Source organism: Streptomyces xanthii (assembly GCF_014621695.1).
GTDB classification, from domain to species: Bacteria; Actinomycetota; Actinomycetes; order Streptomycetales; family Streptomycetaceae; genus Streptomyces; species Streptomyces xanthii.
The window spans coordinates 1987140-2005762 of record NZ_CP061281.1 but is presented as its reverse complement, the minus strand read 5'-3'; the positions used below and the strand labels follow the sequence as shown (position 1 = coordinate 2005762).

11 protein-coding genes are annotated in these 18623 nt (G+C 70.9%); 9 read left to right on the top strand and 2 right to left on the bottom strand.

Going from position 1 to position 18623, the window contains the following annotated elements:
* Window positions 1-112 precede the first annotated feature (112 nt).
* The 4 genes from IAG42_RS09060 to IAG42_RS09045 all read left to right on the top strand — a co-directional run bounded on the left by IAG42_RS09060 (window position 113) and on the right by IAG42_RS09045 (window position 7012).
* On the top strand, window positions 113-1555 hold the full coding sequence (locus tag IAG42_RS09060; protein WP_188336511.1) for an outer membrane protein assembly factor BamB family protein: 1443 nt from the start codon (window positions 113-115) through the stop codon (window positions 1553-1555).
* A 134-nt stretch (window positions 1556-1689) separates the two neighbouring features.
* Entirely contained in the window at window positions 1690-2577 is an 888-nt protein-coding gene (locus IAG42_RS09055; RefSeq protein ID WP_188336510.1) for a protein kinase family protein, read from the top strand.
* Window positions 2578-2601: 24 nt separating this feature from the next.
* Window positions 2602-4794 carry a protein kinase domain-containing protein gene (locus IAG42_RS09050; RefSeq protein ID WP_188336509.1) on the top strand — a complete coding sequence of 731 codons (2193 nt, stop codon included), beginning with the start codon at window positions 2602-2604 and terminating at the stop codon, window positions 4792-4794.
* Between the two features lie 76 nt (window positions 4795-4870).
* Window positions 4871-7012: a protein kinase domain-containing protein gene (locus IAG42_RS09045; RefSeq protein WP_188336508.1), complete on the top strand. Its 2142-nt coding sequence runs from the start codon at window positions 4871-4873 to the stop codon at window positions 7010-7012.
* 62 nt (window positions 7013-7074) lie between these two features.
* Here IAG42_RS09045 and IAG42_RS09040 read toward each other — a convergent pair whose 3' ends face one another.
* Complete coding sequence (locus tag IAG42_RS09040) at window positions 7075-7347, bottom strand: DUF397 domain-containing protein (RefSeq protein ID WP_188341269.1); 273 nt, start codon at window positions 7345-7347, stop codon at window positions 7075-7077.
* Between the two features lie 317 nt (window positions 7348-7664).
* Window positions 7665-11639, bottom strand: coding sequence for a type VII secretion protein EccCa (gene eccCa, locus IAG42_RS09035; protein ID WP_188336507.1), 3975 nt, complete (start codon window positions 11637-11639; stop codon window positions 7665-7667).
* A gap of 306 nt (window positions 11640-11945) precedes the next feature.
* On the opposite strand from eccCa, the gene eccD reads away from it, so the two are divergent.
* The 5 genes from eccD to dapB all read left to right on the top strand — a co-directional run bounded on the left by eccD (window position 11946) and on the right by dapB (window position 18618).
* The gene (gene eccD, locus IAG42_RS09030) at window positions 11946-13463 is read left to right on the top strand and encodes a type VII secretion integral membrane protein EccD (protein WP_188341268.1); all 1518 of its coding nucleotides are present in this window, start codon (window positions 11946-11948) and stop codon (window positions 13461-13463) included.
* 182 nt (window positions 13464-13645) lie between these two features.
* On the top strand, window positions 13646-13933 hold the full coding sequence (rpsO, locus tag IAG42_RS09025) for a 30S ribosomal protein S15 (RefSeq protein WP_188336506.1): 288 nt from the start codon (window positions 13646-13648) through the stop codon (window positions 13931-13933).
* A gap of 305 nt (window positions 13934-14238) precedes the next feature.
* A complete protein-coding gene (locus IAG42_RS09020) occupies window positions 14239-16455 on the top strand; it encodes a polyribonucleotide nucleotidyltransferase (RefSeq protein WP_188336505.1) in 2217 nt (738 codons plus the stop codon).
* Complete coding sequence (locus IAG42_RS09015) at window positions 16452-17831, top strand: M16 family metallopeptidase (protein WP_188336504.1); 1380 nt, start codon at window positions 16452-16454, stop codon at window positions 17829-17831. The genes IAG42_RS09020 and IAG42_RS09015 overlap by 4 nt, the downstream gene beginning before the upstream one ends.
* A 31-nt stretch (window positions 17832-17862) precedes the next feature.
* The gene (dapB, locus tag IAG42_RS09010) at window positions 17863-18618 is read left to right on the top strand and encodes a 4-hydroxy-tetrahydrodipicolinate reductase (protein WP_188336503.1); all 756 of its coding nucleotides are present in this window, start codon (window positions 17863-17865) and stop codon (window positions 18616-18618) included.
* The last annotated feature ends 5 nt before the right edge of the window (window positions 18619-18623 follow it).

Below are 18623 nucleotides of genomic sequence, written 5' to 3'. Positions count from 1 at the left end.
GCGCGCGGGAGGCGTCCGCCCTGCATTGTGTTGTTGTGCTGCTTGCGTGTCTCGTGACGTGACCGCGAAGCGTCCGGCAATCCGTGATGTTTGAGACCGAAAGGTAAAGAGAATGACGTTCGGGCCGCCGCCCTCGCCGTTCACGCAGTCGAGACAGGCCGCTGATGCGCGTGCGAAACGCAAGGCGCTGTACCTGGGTGGTTCGGCTGTCGTGCTCGCCCTGGTGCTGGGGCTGGTCGCATGGGTGGTGTGGCCGAGTTCGGAGAAGGCGGCCCCAAAAGTCGCCAGCCAAGGCGGGGGGTCCGGTGCACCCGACGACCTTCGGGAGACCGTCGAGAAGCTGCCCAAGCAGGGCGGCGCCGGGCACGTCGAAGGCGCGGTGGTCGAGCAGGAACTGGCGCCCGGAAAAACTCTCATCGCGCCCGGGATGTGGGCCACGGACAAGATTCTGGCCAAGGGGAAGGCCTCGAGCCTGGTCGCTGTGAACATCGACGACGGCTCCAACGCGTGGACCACTCAACTCAAAGGCGATATCTGCGCCGTATCTCCTGATATGACCAACGATGGTCGTGCCGCCATAGCGTTCACGGATCCGGCCGGCGATCACCAGTGCAACCAAGTGATGATGTTCAGGGTCGCCACTGGAGAGAAGCTCTGGCAGGTCAAGATTCCCGTCACGCAGGGGGTGTTCGAGGAGGCCACGACAATGACGATGACGCGAGGCGTCGTTGTCACTTCATGGTCCAGGGGTTCCGCCGGGCTCGACATGGCGAACGGGCAGACGCTGTGGAAGCGGGAGCGAACCGAGAAGTGCAAGGACGGCGGGTTCTCCGGCGGGCGCGCGCTGCTTCTGCGTCAGGACTGCTTCGAAAAGAAGGAGCGGCAGGACCACTTCCTGGTGCACAAACTCGACCCGCGGACCGGAAAGATCAAGTGGACCTACAGGGTCGCCCCAGGGGTTAAATTCGCCTACTTCCTCTCGAGCGATCCGGCCGTCGTGGCGGTGGAAGCCGGCGACTTTGCGGTGACGAACCTTCTCTCCCTCAGTGATCAGGGATCCCTGCTGACGAACATCCGCATGGAGGGGAACCACTACAAGGTCGAGTGCAATCCTGATCGGGTCGACCGGTGTGATGGAGCAGTGGTCTCAAAGAGTCAGGTCTTCGTGACCAGCGGTGAAGCCAGCGAGCAGCTCGGTAACACCACCAACTGGGTTGTGGCATTCGACTTGAAGACCGGACGCTCCGGTGTGAAATTCGATGCAGGGCCTGACCAGCAGATTTCGCCGATTCGAATGAGCGGTAACCGGCTGCTCGCCATGAAATTCGGGACGGATACGTTTGCTCCGAACTCCCTGATCAGCCTCGATCCGAAGACCGGAAAGCAGAGCCCATACTTCTATTTCACGATTCCGGCCGAAGTGAAGGGGGACGGGGCTGAGGTCGCCGTCCAGGATGGCCGCCTGATCATCGGGCACCAGGAGTTCAAGGGGACCGGGAAGAGATCACTGCCCGACGCTCAATGGCTGGCCTATGCCGTCAGTGCAGCCGATTAGGGCGTATCGCCCCCGACTGTGATGCCGGCAGGCTCGGGTGATGTCCTGCTGACCAGGCTTCCGGCACTGCCCGGCCGACCCCGTCGACCACCCGATACCCTGCAGGGCAGGGAGTCGGAGGGGGATCATCGGACATGTACGGCGCGCTTCCATACGTCTCCCTGACCAGCCTGGACGCCCGGAGTGCTCGTACCGCTCCCGCCCTCCGCCACATCGCCCGCACCCCCGACGCCACCCGCACCGTCATCCTCAGCACCCCCCACCCCACCACCGACCCCCACCGCTTCATGGCCGAAGCCGATGCCTCTCGGTACCTGCTGGGGAGTTGGGTGTTGCCGGCGGTCGAGTTGGCCGGGCCGGGGCAGGGGGCCTGGCACGCGAGCCCCTACGTGCCGGTGCTGCCTCTGCCCACCGCCCTGGGCGTCCTCGGCGGCCCCCTCCCCGAGCGCACCGTCCGCGCCCTCGCCGTCGCCCTCGCCGAGACGCTCTCCGTGATCCACGGGCAGAGCCTCACGCACGCCGGGGTGTCGCCCGCCGCCGTACTCCTCGCCCACGACGGCCCCCGCCTCACCGGCTTCGGCGCCGTTCGGGCTGCCGCTCCGGACGGGGTGGAGCGGCGCGGTCTGGTGGGGGTCGACGCGAGCGTGCTGGCGCCGGAGCAGGCGAGCGGTGGCATGCCCAGGCCGCTCGGGGACGTGTACGCCCTGGGCGCGACCCTCGCGTACGCCGCGACGGGCAGCACCATGCCCGAGCGCGACGAACTGCCTTCCTGGCTGCGGCCCACCGTCGCGCGCTGTCTCTCGCGCGACCCTGCGCAGCGCCCTCAACTCGCCGAGGTCGTCCAGGAATTGGCGCCTGGTCCGGGACATGGAGGCGACGCGGGGTTCGGGGTGCCGGAGCAGGCGGCCGCCCTGCTGGGCCCGGGCTGGCTGCCGGCCCGGCTCATCGCCGCCCTCGCCCACCAGGCCGCCGCGGTGCTCCGCGCCGAGACCCCCGCGACCGCACACGTACTCACCCGCTGAAGAACCGACGGACCCGACACCCCCATGGCGACACCTCTCACCCACGACGACCCCGCGGCGCTCGGCCCGTTCCGCCTCGTCGCCCGTCTCGGCAGCGGCGGCATGGGCACGGTCTACGTCGCCCGAAGCGCGGGCGGCGCCACCGTCGCGCTCAAGACGATGCACCCGGGGATCGCCGCGGATCCGACGGCCCGCACCAGATTCCGGCTCGAGATCGATGCCGCGCGCGTCATCGGCGGCCGCTTCGGCGCCGAGGTCGTCGACGCCGACCCCGTCGCCGAAACGCCGTGGCTGGCCACCGAATACGTGCTCGGCCCGCCCCTCGACGAGGCCGTCGAGCGGGGCGGGCCGCTGCCCGAGCGGGCGTTGCGGGCTCTCGGTGCCGCTCTGTGCGGCGCGCTCGGCGCACTGCACCGGTCGGACGTCGCCCACCGGGACCTCAAGCCGTCCAACATCCTCGTCACCGCGTACGGCCCGAAGGTCATCGACTTCGGCATCGCTCGCGCCATCGGCGACGACCACCTGACCCGCACCGGCTCCGCCGTCGGCACCCCCGCCTTCATGTCCCCGGAGCAGGCCGGCGGTCAGGAGCACGGCGCCGCGGGCGACGTCTTCGCGCTCGCCGGCGTGCTCGTGCACGCCGCCAGGGGGACCGGCCCCTTCGGCGGCGGCCAGGCCGCGGACCTGCTGTACCGGGTGCGCTACGGCGAGCCCGATCTCGGCGGCGTTCCGGACGCGCTGGTCCCCGTACTCGCGCAGTGCCTCAGCAAGGATCCCGCCCTGCGGCCCACCGTCGACCAGCTCGCCGCACAACTGCACGACGGGCGTGGTGAGTTCGCGGACCAGCTGCCCGAGACGCTGCTCGCCGAGATCGGGCGCAGGGCGGCCGAGGTGTGGCAGATCGTGCCGCAGCGGATGCCGGCGCCGCTCGCCGAACCGGTGCCCGGGCCTCAATCGGGCGCCCCGCGCGCCGCCGGGATCTCCCGACGCGCACTGCTGACGGGCGGCGGCGCGGCGGCCCTGGCGGCTGCCGGAGGCGGCGCGTGGTGGCGTTCCCGGAAGGAAGACAGTACGGGCCAGGGCGCGAAGGGGCCGGTGCAGACCCGCAATCTCGATCCGGTCTGGGAACTGGGCCAGAACTTCGGCGACACCTGGGGCAGCGGCATCGGGACACCGGTCGCCGTCGCGGGCGAGATCCGGGTCGCCATGGGCGCGGTGACGTACGTCGTCAACCCGAAGAACGGTCTGCGCAAGGACGACTTCCTCGCCGACGGCACCCCGTGGCAGGTGGTCGTGTCCCAGGGCACGGAATACCGGCTCGACATCGCACGGGAGACCGCTGCGAAGATCCCGCCGGCCGGCATCTCGGTGTGGGACCTCGATCAGGACTACATCAGGAACACCAAGGCGTATCTGCGCGGCACGAACTTCGAGACCCCGGGCAATCAACTCCTCGGTGTTTTCGGCACGGTGGCCTACGTCGCCGTCGGCGCGGGCCCGCCCACCAAGCAGGCTTACGGCTTCCGCAGGAATCAGGTCTTCACGCTGCGGGCCGTCGACGTGAAGTCGGGCGAGGAGCTGTGGTCGCGGCCCCTGCCCGAGCGGCCGGACGAGAGCAGGCCGCTGCACTTCGCCTCGGCCACGGTGACGGGAGGGAGCCTGGTCACCCTCCAGGAGACCCGCCCCGGGACGGTCCACGTCGTCGTCCGCAGCACCCGCACCGGCCAGGTCGTCTGGGAGCAGCCGTACGGGGACACGGACGAGGACGCCCGCGCGGCCCTGCGGGCGCCCCTCGCGGTCGGCGACGGGCGGATCTACCTCGGTGGCCCGCGCTTGCGCGCACTGCGGCTCACCGACGGGAAGCAGGACTGGGCGACACCGTCCGGTCAGGCGTACGGCCCGCCCGCGTTCCGCTCGGGCGCCGTGTACTCCGTCGCGGAGGACGCCGGGCTGAAGGCGCTCGACGCGGCCTCCGGCAAAGCCGGCTGGACCGAGCTGTCCACCGATGACGGCAGTCCGTCCCTCGGCTGGGCCCCCGTCCTGGGTGACCGGTGGGCGTACTACCGCAACGGCGTCCACGTGTACGCCGTGGACCTGAGGACGCACCGGGTCGTCCGCACGTTCAAGACGACCGCGACGGCCTTCTACGCCGACCGGCAGGACGACCTCGTGCTCGGGATGGGGGCGAGCGCGCTGAGCGCCTACCCGCTGAAGTGACGTCTTCCGCTCAATTGAAGTCCCCGACCACTCCACGCCGGACGGCCGCAGCGCACCCCGGCAGAAGGAACCGCCCATGAAGCCTCTCGGTACCGGTGACCCCCTCCGCCTCGGCCCGTACCGGCTGTCCGGCGTGCTCGGCGAGGGCGGCATGGGCAAGGTCTACGTGGGCCAGGACTCGCTCGGGACACTCTCCGCGGTGAAGGTGCTGCGCCCCGAGCTGGCCCATGACACGAACCTGGCCCAGCGGTTCGTCCGAGAGGCCCAGGCGGCCCAGGCCGTGCGCAGCCCAGGCGTCGCCGCCGTGCTCGGCGCGTGGACCGAGGGCGGCCGGCCCTGGATCGCCACCGAGTTCCTCGCCGGGCTCACCCTCGACCAGGCCGTCGACAGCCACGGCCCCCTCCCCGAGCCCGCTGTGCGGGCGCTGGCCGCGTCCCTCGCCCGTACGCTGGCCGACATCCACGCGGCGGGCCTGATCCACCGGGACCTCAAGCCGCCGAACATCGTGCTCACCTCCACGGGCCCGCGCGTCATCGACTTCGGTATCGCCCGCCCCGAGCACGGGCTCACCCTGACCACGACCGGGCAGGTGCCGGTCACTCCCGGGTACGGCGCGCCGGAACAGGCGCTCGGCAAGCGGGTCGCTCCACCCGCGGACGTCTTCTCGCTGGGGGCGGTCCTCGTGTACGCGGCCACCGGGCAGCGAGCCTTCACAGGCGCGCACGTGGCGGCCGTGCAGTACGCCGTCGTGCACGAGGAGCCCCGGCTCGACGGCCTGTCGCCGCAGCTGCGTGACCTGGTCGCCCCCTGTCTCGCCAAGGACCCGGCGCTGCGCCCTGCGCCCGACCGGATCGCGGCGGCCATGGCCCCGTCCAAGGGCGCCGAACGGGCCTGGCGGCACGGCCCGTTCGCCGACGCCATCAAGGAACGCGAACGCTCCGCACAGCAGTTGACCACCCGGACGACCGCAGCGACGTCCGTCGGAATCAAGGCCCCGGTGTCGCGCCGCCGCCTGCTGACCGGGCTTGCCTCGGGCGGCGCGGTCGTCGCGGCCGGCGGCGCCGGTGCCTGGTGGTGGTCGGGACGTGGGGCCAAGACACTCAAGCCGGCGAAGAACGACCCCTTCGACATCCCCCCAGCCGTGGCCACGCCCGTGCAGGCCCTCGACAGGTCGATCGGCGCGTCCGGCCCGTACGGGTACCCGAGCCCGACCGCACTGTGGAGCGCATCGGAGGTCGTCGACGTCAACGCGCAGAGGGTGCTCCCGATCCGTGACGTCGTCGTGTTCGGCTCGGCGAGCGGCGGCATCGTCGCGTACGACGTGAAGACCGGCAAGCAGCGCTGGGCGGCCCCCGAGGTCCGGGCGGGCACGCAGTTCCTGTCACTGGCGGACCGGCTCGTGGCCGCAGCCGACGCCGAGGGAGTCGTACGCACCTACGTGGCGTCGACCGGCGTCCCCAAGTGGACCTGCCCCGAGGCCGAGGCGGACGTCCTCCTCGCCGCCGACGACGAGGCCCTCTACTACGTGGCCAAGAACGGCCGGCTGCGCAGCATCGGGCAGTCCGACGGCAGAGTGCGCTGGAGCATGCGAGCGCCGGCCGCCTTCCGGGACAGCGGCAGCGGACTCTCCCTCCGGTGCGCCGCCGGCAGCGGACGCTTCGTGACGGCGCTCGGGGACGGACGCGTGCTCATGCTCGACACCGCGGACGGGCATGTGGTGTGGAGCCGGGGCACGAAGGTGGACGTGACCGTGGGCGCCGCCATCAAGGGCGACCGGCTGTACCTCAACGGCGAGACCATGGAGGCCCGCAGGATCAGCGACGGCGAGGCCATCTGGAGCACACCCGTCGGCAGCAACATCCCCGACGGGAAGACCTGGGGCCCGCCGACGGTGCGCGACGGCGCGCTCTTCGCCAACCAGGCGTGGTTCCCGACACGGGTCGACGCCCGCACCGGCAAGGTGGTGTGGCGCGGCCGCATCTGGCAGTCCGACGAGAGCCGGGTTGTGTTGCCGCAGGGGAACGGGGTCTGGTCCGTGGAGACCAACGTCACGGACGGGGAGACGACGGGGCTGAGCCTGAACACCCTGCAGGCGTCAAGCGGCGGACGCACCTGGCGGTTCGACCTCCCCGAGACCGAGTCCAAGGACCTCGCGGCCGCCGGGAACCGGGTCTTCGTGCTGAGCGGTACCAACATCGTGGTGCTGCGCGCCTTCTGACCCGGCTCGAGTCCGGCCTCAGGTCCAGTGGCGGGCAGCCGGGCGCGGGTGAAGGCCGGTCACTACGGGGCGGCCGGACCCGTCCGGCCCGGCGCCGGCTCCAGATCGAACTCCCCGTCCCGCGCCCCCAGCACGAACGCCGTCCACTCCGCCTCCGTGTACCGCAACACCGTCCCCGGCTCCAGCGAAGACCGCATCGCCACCGCCCCGCCCGGCAGATGCGCGATCTCCACGCGCTCCTCGTGCTGCTCCGTGCCGGGCGCGCTGTGCCACTCCACGCCGGAGATGTCGAGGGCGTAGAGCTCGTCCTTCTCGCGCTCCTTGCGGGCCTTCATCTCCTCCGGCGTCTCCACGGGCGTCTCCTTCGGCGCGCCCGCCGGCGTCTCAGGCTGCTCCTCGCGCCGTGCCTCGGGCCGTGCATCAGGCCGCGTCTCGGGCTGCCGAGCGTCCCGCGCCGCCTGCTGGTCCTGTGTCTCCGCCATGGTGAGCGGCCCCTTCCGGACGTCCGAACCACCGCGGCCCGCCATGAACCGCAGCTGTGGCCAGCCTACTTGCGGCGGGTACGGCGAAGGGGCCGCAGGGAGATCTACGAAGATCTCCCTGCGGCCCCTCCACCTCACGTGCTACAGAGGGCCCGGCCCAGGTCCCGGGCTCAGTCCTCCAGACCGATCTGGACCAACGGCTTGCCCCGCTTGCGCGACACGAACGTGCCCCGGCCCGCCGGCATCGGCCGCGGCCGCAGACCGCCGAGCAGATCGCCCTCCGCCGGGTCACCGGCCAGGAGCACGCCCTGCGCGCCCAGCTCCTTGATGCGCTGCATGAACGCCTCGTAGCCGGCGCGGCCCGCGCCCGCCGTCGAGCGGGCGATGATGAAGCGGACGCCCACGTCGCGCGCGAACGGCAGCAGCTCGGTCAGGCCCGCCAGCGGGTTGCCGCTCGACGTCGACACCAGGTCGTAGTCGTCGATCACCACGTAGACCGTCGGACCGCTCCACCAGCTGCGGTCGCGCAGCTGCTGCGCCGTCACGTCCGCGGTCGGCGTCCGGCGCTGCATGAGGTCGGCCAGCGCGTCCATGTGGTGCTGCATCTGGTTCGACATCGGGATGTACTCGGCCAGGTGCGACTTCGGCGTCACATCGAGCAGCGAGCGCCGGTTGTCGACGACGAACAGCTTGCAGACGTCGCCGCTGTAGCGCTGCGTCAGCTGCCGGATGAGCAGCTTCAGCAGGTTCGACTTGCCGGACTCGCTCTCGCCGAAGACCAGGAAGAACGGGTCCTGCTCGAAGTCCACGAACACCGGCTCGAGGTTGTCCTCGTCGAGGCCGAACGCGATGCCCCGCTCCGGGAACCGGTCGCCCGGCGGCAGCTGGCGCGCCGGGAACTCGCGCGGCAGCAGCCGTACCGGGGGTGCGCCCGGCGCCGTCCAGTGCCGGGTCACCTCGGCGGCGAGCGCGCTCGTCGCCTCCGCCAGGTCCGTGTCCGAGGACAGACCGTCGATGCGCGGCACCGCCGCCATGAAGTGCTGCTTCTGCGGCGTCTGACCACGACCGGGGACACCCGTCGGCACGTTGGCCGCGACCTTGCGGTCGAACTCGGAGTCCATCGTGTCGCCGAGCCGCAGCTCCAGGCGGTTCATGAGGTGGTCCTTCATGTTCGCCCGGACCTCCATGGACCGCGACGCCGTCACGACCACGTGGATGCCGTAACCGAGACCGCGCGCCGCCATGTCCAGGACCAGCGGCTCCAACGCCTCGTAGTCCGAACGGAAGTTGCCCCAGCCGTCGATCAGCAGGAACACGTCGCCCCACGGCTGGTCGGTCATCGAGATGTCGCCCCGCGCGCGGCGCGCGCGGAAGTCGGCGATCGACGCGATGCCCGCCGTACGGAAGTACTCCTCGCGGCGCGTCAGCACGCCGTACACCTCGGCCGCCGTACGGCGCACCTTCTCGGGGTCCAGACGCGAGGCCACACCACCCACGTGCGGCAGCCCCTCGACGGCCGCGAGACCGCCACCACCGAAGTCGAGCCCGTAGAACTGGACTTCCTGCGGCGTGTGCGTCAGCGCGAACGACGCCACGATGGAGCGCAGCAGCGTCGACTTGCCGGACTGCGGACCACCCAGGATCTGCATGTGACCGGCCGCACCGCCGAAGTCCACCCACAGCGGGTCGCGCCGCTGCTCGTACGGCTTGTCGACGAGGCCTACGGGGATGACCAGACGGCCGGCGCCCTCGTACCCGGGCTGGGTGAGCCCGCGGCCCTGCACGGGCGCGAGGCCGGGCAGCAGCGAGTCGAGCGACGGCGGGCTGTCCAGCGGCGGCAGCCACACCTGGTGCGCGGCCGGACCCTGCGCCTCGAGGCGGCGCACGATCACGTCGAGCACGGTGTCGGCCAGCGCGTCGTCCTTCTCGTCGCGCGGGGCCTGCGCCTCCTCCTCGCGCTGCGGCGGCAGCTGCACGTACTGCACCGGCACCTGCGCGGCCGTGAACAGCACCGGGCGCCGGTCCACCGGAAGCGGCCCGCCGGGTGTGGCGACCCGCGCGGAACCCGTGCGGTACACACCCGAGACGTAGGCCGCCTTGAAGCGCACCATCTCGTCGGTGCCGAACTTCAGGAAGCCGGAACCCGGCACGTTCGGCAGCTCGTACGCGTCCGGGACACCCAGCGCGGCACGGGACTCGGCCGCCGAGAACGTCCGCAGACCGATGCGGTACGACAGGTACGTCTCCAGGCCGCGCAGCCGGCCCTCCTCCAGGCGCTGCGAGGCGAGCAGCAGGTGCACGCCCAGCGAACGGCCGATGCGGCCGATCTGGACGAACATCTCGATGAAGTCCGGCTTCGCCGTGAGCAGTTCGGAGAACTCGTCGATCACCAGGACGAGCGAGGGGATCGGCTGCAGCGGGGCACCGGCCGCGCGCGCCTTCTCGTAGTCGTGGATGTTCGCGTAGTTGCCCGCGTCGCGGAGCATCTCCTGGCGGCGGTTGAGCTCACCGCGGATGGAGTCACCCATACGGTCGACGAGCGTCAGGTCGTCCGCCAGGTTCGTGATGACGGCCGCGACGTGCGGCATCTGGGCCATGCCGGCGAACGTGGCACCACCCTTGAAGTCCGCGAGGACGAAGTTCAGCGTCTCGGAGGAGTGGGTGACGGCGAGGCCGAGCACCAGGGTGCGCAGCAGCTCCGACTTGCCGGAACCGGTGGCGCCGACGCACAGACCGTGCGGGCCCATGCCCTCCTGCGCAGCCTCCTTGAGGTCGAGCATCACGGGCCGGCCGTCGTCGCCGACACCGATCGGCACGCGCAGCCGCTCGGCCTGCGAGCGCGGGCGCCAGGTGCGCTTGGTGTCGACGGTCGCGGCGTCGCCCAGGTTCATCAGATCGGTGAACTCCAGGTTGGCCAGCAGCGGCTCGTCGTCGCTGTCGCCGCCTGTCGCCATGCGCAGCGGCGCCAGCTGGCGGGCGAGCGCCTCGGCGCCCGCGTACGACAGGACGTCCGGCGTGCCCTCGTAGACCATGCCGTGCGCCGACTCCAGGCGCAGCATCTTCGGGTGCACGACGATCGACAGGTCGCCGCGGCCGGCGCTGAGGTCGCCGGGGACGACCTCCAGGACCGTCACACCCTGCAGGCCCTCGGGGGAGGCCAGGATCGAGGTGGGCGGCAGGGAGACACCGTCCAGGACGACCACCAGGTGCGGCTGCTCGGGGACCGGGGCGCCACCGGGGTGGAAGCGCGGGCGGCCCTCCAGACGCGGGGTGAGCAGCTCCTCCAGCTCCACCGGGTCGGTGGTGATGAGGCGGCGGCTGCCCGCGCCGTCCGTCTGGCCCGGCACCTGGGAGTGCGGCAGCCACTTGGCCCACTCCCACTCGCCGACCGTCTCGCGCCCCGCGGCGACCGCGACGACGAGGTCCTCGGGGGAGTGCAGCGAGGCAAGGGAGGCGGCCACGGCGCGCGCGGTGCCGCGCACGGTCGTCGGCTCGCCGCTCACGGACACGTGGTAGAAGGCGCGCAGCGAGACCGCCATCGGCAGGTCCTCGAGCGTGCTGTGCGTCGCCAGGAAACGCTGCATGGCGCCGGCGGTCAGCGGCTCCAGCTCGTCGACCGGCGCGGTCTGCGGCGGCACCAGGGGAGTGGCCAGACCCTGCGCGCCGAGCCCGACGCGCACCTGTCCGAAGTCCTCGTCACCGGTGCGGCGCTCCCAGACGCGGCTGCCCTCGGCGACCAGCGCCCACAGTTGCTCCGGCGAAGGGTGCAGGTAGTACTGCGCGTCGCGCTGCTTCCTGGCGGTGCCGAGGGCGTCACGGCGCGTCTGCGACAGGTAGCGCAGGTAGTCGCGGCGCATGTCCGCCATCTGTCCCTGGTTGCCCCTGCGGTAGCGGACCAGCATCGCGATGCCCATCGCGATGGTCGACGCCACCATCACCATGCCCATGATGCGCATGAACGGCGGTGACGAGGGGTTGAAGAAGAACACCACCGAACCGCCCATGCCCAGCATGGGCAGGATCTGCATCAGGGCGCCTTCCTGCTGCCCCCGCGGAAGCTCCGGCGGAGGCTGCAGCACCACCTCTTCCGTGGGCACCTCGGACGGCAGTGCCCGAGGTGGGCGCTTGACGACGATGTGGCTCACTTAGCACCAATTCCCTTGCCGGACCGAGCTTTTCCGTCCGCCGCCCCGTGTCAGGCGGACGTCGATCGCGGTTCGCGATCCTACTGACAACCACTGACAACGGCGGGCGGTAGGGTGCCGGAGGTACGCGTGAGCAGTTGCGAACGAGCCCAGGAAAATCGGGCATTGCACGCGGTTCGGAACGTGTGGTTCCCACTCGGCCCGGGCGGAACGGCCCGTGTGACCGGCCCTGCGCCGCAACACAGGCCAACGTACACAGGATCTTTACAGAAGGCCTTCGCGAACAAGGGGGAACAGCAGGTGAGCATGACGGCCTCCGCGCCGGCCGGCCGGACCGGCGCAGCGGGTCCCGGAGCTCCCGCGTCTGCGGGCACGGGCCTCGGATTCTGCCGCGTCACGATCGTGGCGCCCGACAGCCGCATCGACGTGGCACTGCCCGACGACGTGCCGGTCGCCGACCTGTACCCCGAGATCCTGCGGCTCTCCCAGCAGAGCCCGGCCGAGGGGGCGCCCGTCGGCTACCACCTCGTACGCCGCGACGGCACGGTCCTCGACAGCGCCCGCTCCTTCTCGGCGCAGCGCATCCTGGACGGCGAGCTGCTGACGCTGCGCCCGTTCTCCGAGTCGCTGCCGCCCGCGGTCTACGACGACGTGTCCGAGGCCGTCGCCTCCGCCGTCACCAAGGACCGCACCCTGTGGAGCGGAGACCTCACCCGCGCGGCGGGCCTCGTGGCCGGCGGCATCCTGCCCGCCCTCATGGCCTTCGTCGCGTGGAACTCCGAGATCCGCCACGACATGCACAGCCTCCAGGGCATCCTGGCCGCCGTCGCCGGCGTCCTGCTGATCACCCTGGCGTGCGTACGGGGCCGCGTCTACGACGACCGCGGCTCGGCCGTCGCGCTCGGTCTCGGCGCCCTGCCGAACATCGCGGTCGCGGGCTCCGGACTGCTCCCGCTCTCCGAGGGGCAGGGCATCGGCAGGCTCCAGTTCCTGCTCGCCTGCGCGGCGGTCCTGGTCGCCTCCGTGGTGCTCACCCTGGTCTCGCCCGGCGGTGACGGGCCCTTCGTGGCGTTCGTCTTCGCCTCGCTGATCGGCCTGATCACCACCTTCATCGCGATCCTCACGCACCTCAAGCCGATCGAGACGGCCGCCATCGGCGCGCCGCTCTCCGTGAGCGCCCTCGCGTTCCTGCCCGGCCTCTCCATGCGCTTCGCCCGCCTGCCCATCGGCTTCGAACCGCCGAACCCGGGCCGCGCCGGCTACGACACGACCGCCGACCCGTCGGGCGTCCACGAGGCCGTCGACGCCGAGCGCGTCGCCGCCCAGGCCCGCCGCGGCCACGAGCTGCTCGTCGGCCTCGTCGGCGGCTGCGCCCTCGTCTCCGTGGGCTCCTCGATCGTCCTCGGCTTCTCCAACAACGTCTGGGGGCAGCTGCTCGCCCTCGCCACGGGCGTCGCCATGCTGATGCGCGCGCACCTGTTCCGCTACACGGCGCAGGTCGGGGCCACGCTCGCCGCCGGTCTCGCCGCGCTCGTCTTCCTGGGACTCGGCCTCGCCCTGCACCCGCCGGTCGACTACCTGCGCGACGCGATCTTCAAGAACGACACCACGGCCCTCGACATCCGCACCGTGTGGATCATCGCGGCGATCGGCGCGGCCACCGCCCTGGTGACCTCGATCGGCCTGATCACCCCGCGTCGCGGAGTCACCCCCTTCTGGGGCCGCTTCCTGGAGATCGCCGAGACGTTCGTCCTGCTCACGCTGATCCCGTTGGCCCTGGCCGTCTTCGACGTCTACGCGTCGGCGCGGGCCATGACCAGCTAGCAGGGACCCCGGTCGGGGGCGCACCCGACGGCTGGTACGCTGTGTGACGGCCGTTTGTGTACGCGCCCCCGGCATCAGCTGGGAGCAGCGCCCAGCGGATCCCCGCCTCCCGAGTTACGGAAGCTCCCCTGAGATGTAGACCAGGGGCACTCGGCGGCACGAAAACTCTACGAGGAGTAAGCGTGGCTCTCGACAACGCTACGAAGAAGCAGATCATCGCCGAGTTCGGCCAGAAGGAGGGCGACACCGGCTCTCCCGAGGTTCAGGTGGCCATGCTCTCCCGCCGCATCTCGGACCTGACCGAGCACCTCAAGACGCACAAGCACGACCACCACTCCCGTCGTGGTCTGCTGATCCTGGTCGGCCAGCGTCGCCGCCTCCTGCAGTACCTGGCCAAGAAGGACATCGCGCGCTTCCGTGTCCTGGTCGAGCGCCTCGGCATCCGCCGCGGTGCGGCCGGCGCCCGATAAGACGCCGAAAGGGGAGCGGTTCCCGATTGAGGGGGCCGCTCCCTTTTGCTGTACGTGCGCACTGTCACACAGGCTTTGTAGTCTGGTGACGTACGAGTACGCGTGACGCGTGCTCGAGACGAGGAACAGCGCAGCCCTCGCCGCCGCCGGTCCTCGGTAGTGGCCCCCGGAGACGCAAGAGGATCCCCGGGTGCTTCGATCGAAGACCGGCCCGCTCCAAGGCGCGCTGCTCCGTTCGTCCCCCTGCCACACGGGCAGTACGGGACAAAAGACGAATACAGACGAAAGCAACGGAGAAAACGCTAGTGGAGAACGAGACCCACTACGCCGAGGCCGTCATTGACAACGGCTCCTTCGGCACCCGCACCATCCGCTTCGAGACGGGCCGTCTGGCCCGCCAGGCCGCCGGCTCCGCCGTCGCCTACCTCGACGACGACACGATGGTCCTCTCGGCCACCTCGGCCTCGAAGAACCCCAAGGACCAGCTCGACTTCTTCCCCCTGACGGTGGACGTCGAGGAGCGGATGTACGCCGCCGGCAAGATCCCCGGCAGCTTCTTCCGTCGTGAGGGCCGGCCCTCCGAGGACGCCGTCCTCACCTGCCGCCTCATCGACCGCCCGCTGCGCCCCTCCTTCAAGAAGGGCCTGCGCAACGAGATCCAGGTCGTCGCGACGATCATGGCGCTCAACCCCGACCACCTGTACGACGTCGTCGCGATCAACGCCGCGTCCGCGTCCACCCAGCTGGCCGGTCTGCCCTTCTCCGGCCCGGTCGGCGGCGTCCGCGTCGCGCTGATCAACGGCCAGTGGGTCGCGTTCCCGACGCACACCGAGCTCGAGGACGCCGTCTTCGACATGGTCGTCGCCGGTCGCGTCCTCGAGGACGGCGACGTCGCGATCATGATGGTCGAGGCCGAGGCCACCGAGAAGACCATCCAGCTGGTCAAGGGCGGCGCCGAGGCGCCGACCGAGGAGGTCGTCGCCGCCGGTCTCGAGGCCGCCAAGCCCTTCATCAAGGTGCTGTGCAAGGCCCAGGCCGACCTCGCCGCCAAGGCCGCGAAGCCGACCGCCGAGTTCCCGATCTTCCTGGACTTCCAGGACGACGTGCTCGAGGCCCTGACCGCCGCCGTGAAGCCCGAGCTCTCCGCCGCGCTGACCATCGCCGGCAAGCAGGAGCGCGAGGCCGAGCTGGACCGCGTCAAGGGTCTGGCCGCCGAGAAGCTCCTCCCGGAGTTCGAGGGCCGCGAGAAGGAGATCTCCGCCGCGTACCGCGCGCTGACCAAGTCCCTGGTCCGCGAGCGCGTCATCAAGGAGAAGAAGCGCATCGACGGCCGCGGTGTCACCGACATCCGCACCCTGGCCGCCGAGGTCGAGGCCATCCCGCGCGTGCACGGCTCCGCCCTGTTCGAGCGCGGCGAGACCCAGATCCTGGGCGTCACCACGCTGAACATGCTGCGCATGGAGCAGCAGCTGGACACCCTCTCCCCGGTGACCCGCAAGCGCTACATGCACAACTACAACTTCCCGCCGTACTCCGTCGGTGAGACGGGCCGCGTCGGCTCCCCCAAGCGCCGCGAGATCGGCCACGGCGCCCTCGCCGAGCGCGCCCTGGTGCCGGTGCTCCCGACGCGCGAGGAGTTCCCCTACGCGATCCGTCAGGTGTCCGAGGCCCTCGGCTCCAACGGCTCGACGTCCATGGGCTCCGTCTGCGCCTCCACCATGTCGATGCTGAACGCCGGTGTGCCGCTGAAGGCCCCCGTCGCCGGTATCGCCATGGGTCTGATCTCCCAGGAGATCGACGGCAAGACGCACTACGTCACCCTCACCGACATCCTCGGTGCGGAGGACGCCTTCGGCGACATGGACTTCAAGGTCGCCGGCACCAAGGAGTTCGTGACCGCCCTCCAGCTGGACACGAAGCTCGACGGCATCCCGGCCTCCGTCCTGGCCGCCGCCCTCAAGCAGGCCAAGGACGCCCGCCTCCACATCCTCGACGTGATGATGGAAGCGATCGACGTCCCGGACGAGATGTCCCCGAACGCGCCGCGGATCATCACGGTCAAGATCCCGGTCGACAAGATCGGTGAGGTCATCGGCCCCAAGGGCAAGATGATCAACCAGATCCAGGAGGACACCGGCGCCGACATCACGATCGAGGACGACGGCACCATCTACATCGGTGCCGCCGACGGCCCGGCCGCCGAGGCCGCCCGCGCCACGATCAACGGCATCGCCAACCCGACCATGCCGGAGGTCGGCGAGCGCTACCTGGGCACCGTCGTGAAGACGACGACCTTCGGCGCGTTCGTGTCCCTGCTCCCGGGCAAGGACGGCCTGCTGCACATCTCGCAGATCCGCAAGCTCGCCGGCGGCAAGCGCGTGGAGAACGTCGAGGACGTCCTCGGTGTGGGCCAGAAGGTCCAGGTCGAGATCGCCGAGATCGACTCCCGCGGCAAGCTCTCCCTGATCCCCGTGATCGAGGGCGAAGAGGGCGACGACGCGAAGGACGACACCGACAAGTGACGTCCCGTAGCACCAAGGCGACGGCCCGCACCTCCTCGGAGGCGCGGGCCGTCGCCCGTACCCAAACCCTGATCAAGGGCGAGAACGGCATCGGTACGGTCCGCAGGACCACGCTCCCCAGCGGCCTGCGCATCGTCACCGAGACCCTGCCCTCCGTCCGCTCGGCGACCTTCGGCATCTGGGCCCACGTGGGCTCCCGTGACGAGACGCCGACCCTGAACGGCGCGACGCACTACCTGGAGCACCTCCTCTTCAAGGGCACTCACAAGCGCAGCGCCCTCGACATCTCCGCCGCGATCGACGCGGTCGGCGGCGAGATGAACGCCTTCACGGCGAAGGAGTACACGTGCTACTACGCGCGCGTGCTCGACACCGACCTGCCGCTCGCCATCGACGTCGTCTGCGACATGCTGACCGGCTCCCTCATCGAGGAGGCCGACGTCGACGCCGAGCGCGGCGTCATCCTCGAAGAGATCGCGATGACCGAGGACGACCCGGGCGACTGCGTGCACGACCTGTTCGCGCACACCATGCTCGGCGACACCCCGCTGGGCCGCCCGGTCCTCGGCACGGTCGACACGATCAACGCGCTCAGCCGCGGCCAGATCAGCCGCTTCTACAAGAAGCACTACGACCCGACGCACCTCGTCGTCGCGGCCGCGGGCAACGTCGACCACAACAAGGTGGTCCGCCAGGTCCGTGCCGCCTTCGACAAGGCGGGCGCCCTCGGCGACGCCACCGCGCTCCCCGTCGGCCCCCGCACCGGCAGCAAGAGCCTGCGCGCCGCCGGCCGCGTCGACGTCCTCGGCCGCAAGACCGAGCAGGCCCACGTCATCCTCGGCATGCCGGGCCTCGCCCGCACCGACGACCGCCGCTGGGCCATGGGCGTGCTCAACACGGCACTGGGCGGCGGCATGTCCTCCCGCCTCTTCCAGGAGGTCCGCGAGAAGCGCGGCCTGGCCTACAGCGTGTACTCGTACACCTCGGCCTTCGCCGACTGCGGCCTGTTCGGCGTGTACGCGGGCTGCCGGCCCAACCAGGTGCACGACGTCCTGCAGATCTGCCGCGACGAGCTCGACCTGGCCGCGCGGGAGGGCCTGAGCGACGACGAGATCACTCGCGCCATCGGCCAGCTCTCCGGCTCCACGGTCCTCGGCCTGGAGGACACCGGCGCGCTCATGAACCGCATCGGCAAGAGCGAGCTGTGCTGGGGCGAGCAGATGTCCGTCTCCGACATGCTGGAGCGGATCGCCGCGGTGACCCCCGACGAGGTGCGCGAGGTGGCCCGGGAGATCCTGGGACAGCGTCCGTCCCTGTCGGTCATCGGCCCGCTCAAGGACAAGCAGACCGCCCGTCTGCACGAAGCGGTCGCGTAACACCCGCACTGACAGAAGGAACTGGGAGAACATGAGCAAGCTGCGCGTGGCGGTCCTCGGGGCCAACGGCCGCATCGGCTCCGAGGCGGTCCGGGCCGTCGAGGCCGCCGAGGACATGGAGCTCGTGGCCGCCCTCGGCCGCGGCGACAAGCTGGAGACCCTCACGGAGTCCGGCGCCCAGGTCGCGGTCGAACTGACGACGCCCGACTCGGTCATGCGGAACCTTGAGTTCTGCGTGCGCCACGGGATCCACGGCGTCGTCGGCACGACGGGCTGGACCGAGGACCGCCTCGCGCAGCTGAACCAGTGGCTCGCGGACTCCCCGTCCACCGGTGTGCTCATCGCGCCGAACTTCTCCATCGGCGCCGTCCTCACCATGAAGTTCGCCGAGGCCGCCGCTCCGTACTTCGAGTCCGTCGAGGTCATCGAGCTGCACCACCCGAAGAAGGTCGACGCCCCCTCGGGCACGGCCGCCCGCACGGCGCAGCTCATCGCGGCCGCCCGCGAGAAGGCCGGCAGCGCGCCGCAGCCCGACGCGACGGCCACGGCCCTCGACGGAGCGCGCGGCGCGGACGTGGACGGCATCCCGGTCCACTCGGTGCGTCTGCGCGGCCTCCTGGCCCACCAGGAGGTCCTCCTGGGCGGCGAGGGGGAGACGCTGACCATCCGCCACGACTCGCTGCACCACAGCAGCTTCATGCCGGGCATCCTGCTGGGTGCGCGCAAGGTCGTGACGACCCCGGGCCTCACCTTCGGCCTGGAACACTTCCTCGACCTGAACGGCTGACCCAC